This window comes from Amycolatopsis sp. Poz14, assembly GCF_006704225.1.
GTDB lineage: Bacteria > Actinomycetota > Actinomycetes > Mycobacteriales > Pseudonocardiaceae > Amycolatopsis > Amycolatopsis nivea.
On sequence record NZ_JACLHD010000001.1, the window covers coordinates 2,863,494 to 2,875,363 of the forward strand.

Annotated in this window: 3 protein-coding genes and 1 pseudogene; all 4 read left to right on the plus strand. The window is 72.5% G+C overall.

Going from position 1 to position 11,870, the window contains the following annotated elements; genetic code table 11:
- The first annotated feature begins 164 nt into the window (after positions 1-164).
- The 4 genes and pseudogenes from FKO37_RS14065 to FKO37_RS14080 all read left to right on the plus strand — a co-directional run bounded on the left by FKO37_RS14065 (position 165) and on the right by FKO37_RS14080 (position 11,859).
- Entirely contained in the window at positions 165-581 is a 417-nt protein-coding gene (locus FKO37_RS14065; RefSeq protein WP_043836763.1) for a DUF1707 domain-containing protein, read from the plus strand.
- 145 nt (positions 582-726) lie between these two features.
- On the plus strand, positions 727-1,623 hold the full coding sequence (locus FKO37_RS14070; protein WP_238604597.1) for a nucleotide disphospho-sugar-binding domain-containing protein: 897 nt from the start codon (positions 727-729) through the stop codon (positions 1,621-1,623).
- A gap of 235 nt (positions 1,624-1,858) precedes the next feature.
- Positions 1,859-6,328: pseudogene (locus FKO37_RS14075) on the plus strand (SDR family NAD(P)-dependent oxidoreductase); the annotation flags it as partial.
- A 116-nt stretch (positions 6,329-6,444) separates the two neighbouring features.
- The gene (locus FKO37_RS14080; protein WP_374204297.1) at positions 6,445-11,859 is read left to right on the plus strand and encodes a type I polyketide synthase; all 5,415 of its coding nucleotides are present in this window, start codon (positions 6,445-6,447) and stop codon (positions 11,857-11,859) included.
- Positions 11,860-11,870: the final 11 nt, after the last annotated feature.

The following is an 11,870-nucleotide window of genomic DNA, read 5'->3' on the forward strand; positions in this document are numbered from 1 at the left end:
CACCGGTGCCCGACCCGATCGTGCCCAGCTGCCGCCTTCCGCTCCGCGGCGCCCTTCGAGTAAACTGTGCAAGCCCTACACTAATCAAGCTGAGAGGCTACGGGAATGGTCGTGGCGGCATCCAAGCCCGCGCCGGAACGCGTTCTGGCCGAAGGTCCGCTGTCGTGAACGCGACCCGCCGGTTCGCGGGCCGGGTCACCGAGCTGGACCGGAAACTGGCGGCCACCGAGATCGAGCACGCCCGCTCGCAAGGCGAGTACGACGTCGCCGAAGCGGCCCGGCGGCTGGCTCGCGTCCAAACCGCGACCACGCAAGCCGCGCTGCGGGTCGCGGTCGCCGGACAGACCGGGGACGTCATCCCGCCCGCGCTCGAGGCGGCGCCGCGGGTCGCAATCGCGCTGTGGCTGCTCGTCAGCGTCGTCCACATCGTGATCTGGCTGCTGGACGGCGTCCTCAACGGGGACTGGGACCCATCGTGGCTGCTCTGGGTGCTGTTCGGCGGCGGCGTGCTGGCGGGCGGCGTATGGGCCGCGCGCGAATGGGACCGCCGCCTGCGCGCGGTGTCCGGGGCGGGCGGATAAGGCCGGGCTGTCGACGGCGAAGCACGACCGGGGTGTCCCTGATCGGCGGCGCAATAGGGGTACTGGGGCATCTCCGGCGCGGCTAATCTCGGATCAACCATTCGCGCCGGGCGTGCCCCGGTTTCCTTTTCCTGGAGTGGATTCCATGCGTGTGCTCATGGCCGCCCCGTCTTCGCCCGCCCGGCTGCACAATCTCGCGCCACTCGCGTGGGCATTGCGGACGGCGGGCCATGACGTGAAAATCGCCGGACGCCCTTCGTTCACCGAGGAGATCCTCCGCACCAGTTGCGTGGCGGTCGAACTGGAAAACGGTGCCGAAGAGGCGCTCGCCGAGTCCGCGGCCTTGGCCGAGTTCGCCGAGTTGTGGCGCCCCCAGGTCGTGGTCTCCGACGCCCTCGCCCCGGCGGGAACGGCCGCCGCGCGAGCGGTCGGAGCTGTCGCCGTCCGCGTCCTCGGCGCGCTGGACGAGCCGGACGCGGACGACACCGCAGACGTCACTTTGGACACCGTGCCGCCGTCGCTGCGGACCGGTGAAACAGCCGTGCGAGCGGTGCGGCACGTGCCTTACTTCGGTCCCGTGGTGGTGCCGAACTGGTTGCGGCGCAAGGCACGACGCAGTCGCGTTCTGCTTTCCCTCACCGACGAAACGCTGTTCGGCCCATTGTTTGACGCGGTCGCGGAAGCGGACTTCGAACTTGTGTGCTCGGCCCGCGTGCCGGAGGGGGTCACGCTGCCGGCCAACGCTCGGCTGGTCGACTCCGTGCCGCCGGCCGCGCTGCTGCCGACGTGCGCCGCGGTCATCCACGACGGCGACGCGGCCCTCGCGCTCGCGGCGGCCGCGCATGGCCTGCCCCAGCTTTCCCTTGCCGAATCGCCGATTACCGCGCGCATCGCGGCGGCCGGAGCCGGGAAGACCGGCTCCAGCGAAGCGGCCCGCACACTGACGGCCGACGAAGAGCTCGACCGCGCCGCGAAGGCGTTGCGGGAAGAAATCGCGGCACTGCCCGCCCCGCGCACCGTGGTGGACGAACTGATTCGCTGACCGCACCGCAGAAGTCCGTGAGGGCCGCCTTGAGGGAATGAATTTCCCGCAGGGCGGCCCTCACGCATGTCCGCCGGTCGCCGACCCCGGACTCCGTCGGTTAGGGGTGGGACGGGGCACCACATCTGGATAGCGTTTTTCCCGGAATCACCTGGAAATCGCGGCAACTTCCCGAGGCGGTCGATTACGTGAGTGCCAATTTCTGCTTCGCCCGCGCCGGACTGGGGGCAATGACGTGAGCACGGAAAACGAGGGCAAGCTGCTCGGTTACCTCAAGCGCGCCACCGCGGAACTGCGCGAGGCGAAGCAGGCCCTGCGGGACGCGCGGGAGGCCGAGACCGAGCCGATCGCGATCGTCGGCATGGACTGCCGCTACCCCGGCGGCGTCAGTTCCCCGGAAGACCTGTGGGAGCTGGTGGCGACCGGCACCGACGCCATCGGCCCGTTCCCGGCCGACCGCGGCTGGGCGCTGGACGCGCTCTACGACCCTTCGGGCGAGCGGCCCGGCACCACGAACACCCGCGAGGCAGGCTTCCTCTACGACGCCGCCGAGTTCGACCCCGAGTTCTTCGGCATCTCGCCGCGCGAGGCACGGGCGATGGACGCCCAGCAGCGGCTGCTGCTGCAGACGTCCTGGACCGCGCTGGAGCGGGCCGGCATCGTGCCGGAGACGTTGCGCGGCAGCAACACCGGCGTGTTCGCCGGGGTGATGTACCACGACTACCTCGGCCACGAAGCCGCTGGCAGCGTCGTCTCCGGACGGGTCGCGTACGCGCTCGGGCTGGAGGGTCCGGCGGTGACGGTGGACACCGCGTGCTCGTCCTCGCTCGTCGCGCTGCACTGGGCCGCCCAGGCGCTGCGCCGCGGGGACTGCGCGCTGGCTCTCGTCGGCGGGGTCACGGTGATGGCCACGCCCGGGACGTTCGTGGACTTCGCCGAGCAGCGCGGCCTGTCGGACGACGGCCGCTGCAAGGCATTCGCCGCGAGCGCCGACGGAACCGGCTGGGGCGAGGGTGTCGGCGTGCTCGTTGTCGAGCGACTGTCCGACGCCCGCAGGCTCGGCCACGACGTGCTCGCCGTGGTGCGCGGCAGCGCGGTGAACTCAGACGGCGCCTCCAGCGGGCTCACCGTCCCCAATGGACCGGCGCAGCAGCGGGTCATCCAGCAGGCGCTCGAATCGGCCGGACTGTCCACTTCGGACGTCGACCTCGTCGAAGGCCACGGCACCGGGACGAAGCTGGGCGACCCGATCGAGGCGCAGGCCCTGCTGGCGACCTACGGTCAGCGCTCCGAAGCGGCCGGAGAGCCGCTCTGGCTCGGCTCGCTCAAATCGAACATCGGGCACGCGCAGGCCGCTGCGGGCGTCGGCGGCGTGATCAAGGTCGTGCAGGCCATCCGCCACGGCGTGCTGCCGAAGACCCTGCACGTGGACGCGCCCTCGCCGCACGTCGACTGGTCGGCGGGCAAGGTCGAGCTGCTCACCGAGTCCCGTGCGTGGCCCGAAGTGTCTCGGCCTCGGCGTGGCGCGGTGTCGTCGTTCGGCATCAGCGGCACGAACGCCCACGTGATCGTTGAGCAGGCGGAGGCTGCCTCGGAGGAGCCGACGACCCCGCCCGCGCTGCCGGTCGTCGCGTGGCCGGTGTCGGCCGACTCGGCGGACACCCTGGCCGCGCAGGCGCAGCGGCTCGCCGATGCCGCCGGTTCGCTCGCCGACATCGGTTTCTCCCTCGCCACCACGCGTTCGACGCTGGACCACCGGGCCGTCGTCGTCGGTGCCGACCACGCGGAACTGCTTGCCGGGCTGAACGCGCTCGCCGAGGGTGCCGACGCGCCCGGCGTAGTGCGCGATCGGCGGGGCAACGGCCGGACGGCGTTCCTGTTCACCGGTCAGGGCGCCCAGCGCGCCGGGATGGGCCTGGCGCTCGCCGAGCAGTACCCGGCCTTCGCCGAAGCGCTCGACGCCGTGGCCGCCGAACTGGACCAGCACCTGGACAGTCCACTGAGGACGGTTCTCGAAGACGAGGAAGCACTGCAGCAGACCGGCTTCACGCAACCGGCGCTGTTCGCCGTCGAGGTCGCGTTGTTCCGGCTGCTGGAAACCTGGGGCGTGCGGCCGGACTTCCTCCTCGGGCACTCGATCGGCGAGCTGGCCGCGGCGCACGTCGCCGGAATCCTCTCGCTGCGCGACGCCTGCACGCTGGTCGCCGCGCGCGCGAAGCTCATGCAGGCCCTGCCCTCGGGCGGCGCGATGGTCGCGATTCAAGCCACCGAAGCCGAGGTGACGCCGTTGCTCACGGACGAGGTGAGCATCGCCGCGATCAACGGCCCGGACGCGCTCGTGATTTCCGGTACCGAAGAAGGAACCGCCGCCGTCGCCGCTCAATTCGAGGGTCGCAAGACCTCGAAGCTGCGGGTCTCGCACGCTTTCCACTCGCCGCTGATGGAGCCGATGCTCGCCGAGTTCGCCGCCGTCGCGAAGAAGCTTTCCTATGCCGCACCTGCGATCCCGATCGTCTCGACGGTCTCGGCCGATGCCGACCTCACGACTCCGGAGTACTGGGTGCACCAGGTCCGCGCGGCCGTCCGGTTCCACGACGGCGTGTGCACGCTGGCTGGCGAAGGCGTCCGGACGTTCGTTGAGATCGGGCCGGGCGCGGTGCTCACCGCCGCCGCGCGGACCGCACTGGACGACGACGCACTCGCCTTCGTCCCGGCGCAGCGCAAGGACCGCGCCGAAGCCCACACCGTCGTCACCGCGCTCGCGACCCTGCACGCCCGGGGGATTCCCGTGGACTGGGCCGCGTTCTACGCCGGTGCCCGCCGGGTCGCGCTGCCCACCTACTCGTTCCGCCGCACCCGCTACTGGGCACCCGCCACCACTGCTGCCGGGGACATCGCGGACCACGGCCAGGAGCCTGCCGGACACCCCGTGCTGAGCGCCGTCGTGCGAGTCCCGGACTCCGACACGCTCGTGCTGACCGGCCGGCTGTCGACCACCACCGCACCGTGGCTCGCCGACCACGTCGTCCTCGGCACGATCCTGTTGCCCGGCACGGCTTTCCTCGAACTGGCGCAGCGCGCCGCCGACGAAGCGGGCTGCGCCCGGATCGAGGAGCTGACGCTGCACGCCCCGCTGACCCTCGCCGAGGGCGCGGGCGCGGCGATCCAGGTTTCGGTGGACGCCGAGGACGAAGGCCGCCGCCGGATCGCCGTCCACTCGCGACCCGACGGCCAGGACGCCTGGATCCGGCACGCCGAGGGGTTCGCCGGCACCGAGGCGGAGCCGCCGTCGTTCGACTTGGCCGAGTGGCCGCCGACGGGGGCCGTCGAGGTCGAGCTGGCCGACCCGTACGCGCGGCTCGCGGAGCTGGGCTACGACTACGGCACCGCTTTCCAGGGCCTGCGGGCGATGTGGCGCGACGGCGACGACGTGTACGCCGACGTCGTCCTGCCCGACGCCGCCGACGCCGTCGGTTACGGTCTGCACCCGGCGCTGCTCGACGCCGCGATGCACGCCCAGCTGCTCGGCCCGGCACCCGAGGAAGGCGAAGCGAAACCGATGTTGCCGTTCGCTTTCAGCGGCACCACCCTGCATCGCGCGGGAGCTGCGGCGTTGCGGGTGCACGTCTCGCCGACCAGTCCGGACACCATCACGCTGCGGATCGCCGACGACGCTGGCTCGCCCGTGCTGTCCGTCGAATCCCTTGCCGCGCGGCCGATCTCGCTGGACAAGCTGGCTTCGAACCGGGACTCGCTGTTCCGGGTGGAGTGGGAACCCGCCGGGAACAACGGGAACGCCGCGGACGCGAAGGTGCTGGAAGTGTCCACTCCGGACGGTCCGCCGCCCGAAGCGGCCCGCACGGTCACGCGACAGGTGCTCACCGCCATCCGGGAACTGCTCGCCGAGGACGGCGAGACCCGCTTGGCCGTGGTCACGCGCGGCGCGGTGTCGGTCGACGGCGAGGACGTCGACCCGGTCCTCGCTCCGGTGTGGGGCCTGGTGCGGGCGGCCGAAGCCGAAAACCCGGGTCGGTTCGCGCTCGTCGACCTCGACGGGAACGGCACTGCTGAAGCCGCCTTGGCCACCGGGGAACCCGAGACGGCCGTCCGCGGCGGCAAGGTTCTCGTGCCGCGCCTGACCCCCGCGACTCCGCCAGCCGGGGAGCTGAACTGGAACCCGGACGGGACCGTCCTCATCACCGGCGGCACCGGCGGGCTCGGCGCGGTCGTCGCGAAGCACCTGGTGACGCGGCACGGCGTGCGCCGTCTGCTGCTCACCAGCCGCCGGGGCGCCGACGCGCCCGGCGCGGCCGAGTTGTGCGAAGAGCTCCGGCAGCTGGGCGGCGAGGTGACGATCGCGAGCTGCGACGTCACCGACGCGGCGTCCGTGCGGTCGCTGCTCGACGCGATCCCGGCCGAGGCGCCGCTGACCGCCGTCCTGCACGCCGCGGGCGTCCCCGCCGCCGGCCGGGTCGAGGCCCTCGCCGACGACGAGCTGGACCGCGTCTTCGCCCCCAAGGTCGACGGCGCGTGGAACCTGCACGAGCTGACCGGCGACCTGGCCGCGTTCGTCCTGTTCTCCTCGGCCGCGAGCACCGTCCTCGCCGCGGGTCAGGCCGGGTACGCCGCCGCCAACGCCTACCTGGACGAGCTGGCTCGCCACCGCCAGGCCCAAGGACTCGCGGCGACGGCACTGGCCTGGGGTGCGTGGGCCGAGGACGGCGGCATGGCAGGCGAACTGGACGAGGCCGACTTCCGCAGGCTGCGCCGCCTCGGCACGCCGCCGATGGCCACCGAGGAAGCCCTCGCGCTGCTCGACGCGTGCCTCACCGCCGAGGACGCCGTGCTCGCGCCGGTGAAGCTCGACCTCGCGGCCCTGCGCGCCCGCAGCGACGCTCTTCCGCCGGTCCTGCGCGGGCTCGTGCGGCCCGCGCCGAGCCGCCGCCCGGCCGCCCGCTCCGGAGCCGCGGTCGCCGCCCGGCTGGGCACGCTGCCCGAGTCCGAGCGCGAGGCCTACCTCCTGAATGTGGTGGCCGAGCAGGTCGCGGCGGTGCTGGGCTTCGCTTCGGCCGCGTCCGTCGAGCCCGAGCGGGCCTTCCAGGAAATGGGGTTCGACTCGCTCACCTCGGTCGAGCTGCGCAACCAGCTCGGCGCGCTGACCGGCCTCAAGCTGACCGCGACCATCGTGTTCGACCATCCGACACCCGCCGCGCTCGCCCGGCGCCTGCACGAGCTGCTCGGCCCGGCCCGCGGCGCCGCGGAGCCGCTGCTGACCGAGATCGACCGCCTGGAAACCCTCCTCGGCGGCGCGGCCGGAACGCTGAACGGCTCGACCGCGAAGGTCGCCGCGCGACTGGACGCCCTGGTGCGCAAGTGGACCGACGCGCACGCGGGAGCCGAAACCGAAGCCGGTCTGGACGAGGCCACCGACGACGAGCTGTTTGCCGTGCTGGACGACGAATTGGGCATCTCATGAACGGGCAGACCATGAGCAACGAGGACAAGCTCCGCGACTACCTGAAGCGTGCGACGGCCGATCTCAAGCAGGCCCGCCGCCGGCTGCACGAGCTGGAGGCGCGCGACACCGAGCCGATCGCGATCATCGGCATGAGCTGCCGCTACCCCGGGGGCATCGCGACGCCGGACGACCTGTGGGACGTCGTCGACGAGGGCCGCGACGTGATCGGCGAGTTCCCGGCCGACCGCGGCTGGGACATCGAGGGCGTCTACGACCCGAGGCCCGAGCGGCCCGGCAAGACCTACACGCGCCACGGCGGTTTCCTTTACGACGCGGCGAATTTCGACGCCGAGTTCTTCGGCATCAGCCCGCGCGACGCCCGTCGTGCCGACCCGCAGCAGCGGATCCTGCTCGAAGCGTCCTGGGAGGCCATCGAGCGCGCCGGGCTCGACCCGCACGCGCTGAAGGGCAGCCCCACCGGTGTCTTCGCCGGCGTGATGTACCACGACTACAGCGGCGGCAGCCCCGAAGGCAGCCTCGTGTCCGGTCAGGTTTCCTACACGCTCGGTCTCGAAGGACCGTCGGTGTCGGTGGACACCGCGTGCTCGTCTTCGCTGGTGGCACTGCACATGGCCGCCCAGGGACTGCGTCGCGGAGACTGCACGCTCGCGCTGGTCAGCGGCGTCGCCGTGATGGGCACGCCCGAGATGTTCGTGGACTTCTCCAGCCGCCGCGGTCTCGCCGCGGACGGCCGCAGCAAGTCGTTCTCCGACGATGCGAACGGCACGTCGTGGGCCGAGGGCGTCGGCGTGCTCGTGCTGGAACGCGTTTCGGAGGCGCGCCGCTACGGGCACCAGATCCTCGCGCTGCTGCGCGGTTCCGCGGTGAACCAGGACGGCGCGAGCAACGGCTTCTCCGCTCCGAACGGTCCCTCGCAGGTCCGGGTGATCGAGGCGGCGCTCGCTGACGCCGGGCTCTCAGTGTCCGATGTGGACGCTGTCGAGGCACACGGCACCGGAACCGCTTTGGGCGACCCGATCGAAGCGCAGTCGCTGATGGAAACCTACGGCCAGCGCACGACGGGGGAGCCGCTGCTGCTCGGCTCGATCAAGTCGAACATGGGCCACCCGCAGGCCGCCGCCGGCGTCGCCGGGGTGATCAAGATGGTACAGGCGCTGCGGCACGCCAAGCTGCCGAAGACGCTGCACGTCGGCACCCCTTCGACGCACGTCGACTGGACCGCGGGCGCGGTGGAACTGCTGACGGAGCCGCGCGAGTGGCCCGAGGTGAACCGGCCGCGCCGCGGGGCCGTGTCCTCGTTCGGCGTGAGCGGCACCAACGCACACGTGATCCTGGAGCAGGCACCGGGCCAGGAGCGGGAAGAACCGCCCGCGCCGGTGGTCCACCCGCTCGTGCTGTCGGCGAAGACCCCGGCCGCGCTCGCCGCGACAGCGGGCCGGATCGCGTCCCATGTGGACAGTCACGCCGACGGGCTCGCCGACATCGCGCACACCCTCGCCACCGGACGAGCCCGGCTCGACCACCGCGCGGTAGTTGTCGCGCAGGATTCCACACAGGCTGCGGAAGCGCTGCGGGCGTTGGCTTCCGGCGGATCGCGCCCAGACGTCGTCACCGGTACCGCCGACGCACGCGGCAAGACCGTGTTCGTGTTCCCCGGCCAAGGCTCGCAGTGGACCGGAATGGCGACCGCGTTGCTGGAGCAGTCGCCGGTGTTCGCCGAGCGGATGGCCGAGTGCGACGCGGAACTGCGGAAGTTCGCGGACTGGTCGGTGCTCGCGGTGCTGCGCGGCGAACCCGGCACGCCGCCCGCCGACCGCGTGGACGTGGTGCAGCCGATGCTGTGGGCGGTGATGGTCTCGCTGGCCGCGCTGTGGCGGGCGCACGGCGTGGAGCCGGACATGGTGATCGGCCACTCGCAGGGCGAAATCGCCGCCGCGAGCGTCTCGGGTGCACTGTCCCTTGAGGACGGTGCCCGGGTGGTCGCATTGCGCAGCAAGGCGATCGGCGACGTCCTCGGCGGCCGGGGCGGCGGGATGCTCGCCGTCGGCCTGCCCGCCTCCGGCCTCGGCTCCCGGCTCGACGCCTGGGACGGCCGGATCTCGGTGGCCGCGGACAACGGCGCCACGTCGGCCGTGCTGTCCGGCGACGGCACCGCCCTTGACGAGTTGCGCGACCAGTTGGTCGAGGAGGGTTTCCGCGCCAAGCGGGTGCCGGTGGACTACGCGTCGCACTCCGCGCACGTCGAGCACCTCGCCGACCGGCTGCTGGCCGACCTCGCCCCGATCACCCCCGGCGCGGGGACGGTCGCGATGACCTCCACGGTGACCGAGGAGCCGGTGACCGAGTCCACTATGGACGCCAGGTACTGGTTCACCAACCTGCGCACGACGGTCCGCTTCGCGCCGGTGGTCGCGAAGCTCGCCGAGGCGGGTTACACGCGATTCATCGAGATCAGCCCGCATCCGGTGCTGGCCATGAGCATCCAGGAGACCCTGGACGAAGGCGGCCACAACGGTTCCGTCACCGGGACCCTGCGCCGCGACGAAGGCGGTCTGACCCGGTTCGCGACCTCGCTGGCCGAGCACTCGGTCCGCGGCGGCGCGGCGGATTGGGCCTCGCTGGTTCCCGGCGCACAGCTCGTGGAACTGCCGACGTATCCGTTCCAGCACAAGCGTTTCTGGCACGAAGAAGAGGCCGCGGCGGTGCCGGTGACCGGAGCCCAAGTCGCCGACCAGGACTTCTGGCAGGACATCGCCGCGGGCGACGTCGACGCGCTCGCCACCCGGCTCGGCGTCGAACCCGCCCCGCTGGCCGAGGTCGTCCCTGCATTGGCCGCCTGGCACGGCCGCCGCACCGATCTGTCCACAATAGAATCCTGGCGCTACCGAGTCTCCTGGGCACCGGTGAGCGTCGCGGGCGAGCTGGCCGGAACCTGGTTGGTCGTCGTCCCCGCCGATGTTCCGGAAGCGGCCGAGCTGGCTGATGCACTCGCCGCGCAGGGCGACGTCGTCCGGGTGATCGCGACGGCGGACCGTGCCGAACTGGCCGGGCTGCTCACCGAGGCGACCGCGGTGCGGCCGTTCGACGGCGTGCTGTCGCTGCTCGCGCTCGACACTCGCGAACACGCCGAGCACCCCGCGCTCAGCACTCCGGTCGCCGGCACCGTCGCGCTGCTGCAAGCCTTGCGCGACACCGGGGTTGACGCCCCGGCGTGGGTGGTCACCCGTGGTGCGGTCGCGGTGGACGCCTTCTCCGACGCCGACCCGGCCGCCGCGGCGGTGTGGGGACTCGGCACGGTCGTCGCGCTCGACCAGCCCGCCGCTTGGGGCGGCCTGGTCGACATCGAGGGCCCCGCGGACGCCGCGCGGCTGGCCGCCGTGGTGTCCGGGACCGACAACGAGGACCAGGTCGCGATCCGGCCGTCCGGGGTGTTCGCCCGGCGCATGGTCCGCGCTCCGCTGCCCGCGACTGACGCGGAGTGGAAGCCGCGGGGAACGGTGTTGGTCACCGGCGGCACGGGCGCGGTCGGCGCGCACGTCGCCCGCTGGCTGGCCGGACGGGGCGCCGAGCACCTCGTGCTCACCAGCCGCCGCGGTCTCGACGCTGAAGGCGCGCGTGAGCTGGTCGAAGAGCTGGCTGGCACCCGCGTCACGGTCGCGGCCTGCGATGTCACCGACAAGCAGGCGCTCGCGGCGCTGCTGGCCGAGCACCCGCCGACGGCAGTGGTGCACGCCGCGGGTGTCCTGACCGACGAGCCGGCCCTTGCCGACGTCACGCCCGCGGAGTTCGCCGCCGCCACCCGCGCCAAGATCACCGGCGCGGCACTGCTCGACGAACTGCTGGGCGACACCGAGCTGGACGCGTTCGTGCTGATGTCCTCCGGCGCCGCCGTGTGGGGCACCTCCGGCCAGCCTGCTTACGCCGCGGGCAACGCCTACCTCGACGCGCTCGCCCGCCGTCGCCGTGCCGCGGGACGCACCGCGACCGCGGTCGCGTGGGGATCGTGGGGCGGCGGAGGCATGGTCGACGCCGAAGCGAGCGACCTGCTGCGCCGCATCGGCCTGGCCGAAATGGCTCCGGAACTCGCTGCCGAGGCACTGGGCCAGGCGCTGGACCGCGACGAGACCCACCTGGTGGTCGCCGACATCGACTGGGCCACGTTCGCCCCGGTGTACCAGCTCGCCCGGCCGCGGCCGCTGCTGCGCGCGCTGGCCGAGGTCGCCGAGGAGGAGACCGGCCCGGTCGAGGACACCGGCGACCTGAAGGGGAAGCTCGCCTCGCTGACGCCCGCCGAACAGCAGCGGACACTGCTGGAGCTGGTCCGCGGCCAGGTCGCCGTGGTCGCCGGATACGACAACGGCTCGGCGGTCGAACCGGCCCGCGCGTTCAAGGAACTCGGGTTCGACTCGGTCACCGCGGTCGACCTGCGCAACCGGCTCGGGGCCGCCACCGGGCTCAAACTCCCGGCCACCGTCGCGTTCGACCACGTCAACCCGCAGGCGCTCGCCGAACATCTGTGGACCCAGCTGGGCGGCGGCGAGGCGGCGGTCCCGCTGGAGGCGGAACTGGACCGGCTCGAGGCGGTCGCGTCCGGTCTGGACGCCGCGGAGATCGACCGGTCCCGGATCGTCGTCCGCCTGCAGGCGATGGTGACCGCCCTGCACCAGACCCTGGCCGGCACCAAGGCCGCCGACGTCCTGCAAACCGCGACCACGGACGAGCTGTTCGCCCTCATCGACAACGAGCTCGGCGCCTGAGCGCACCCACC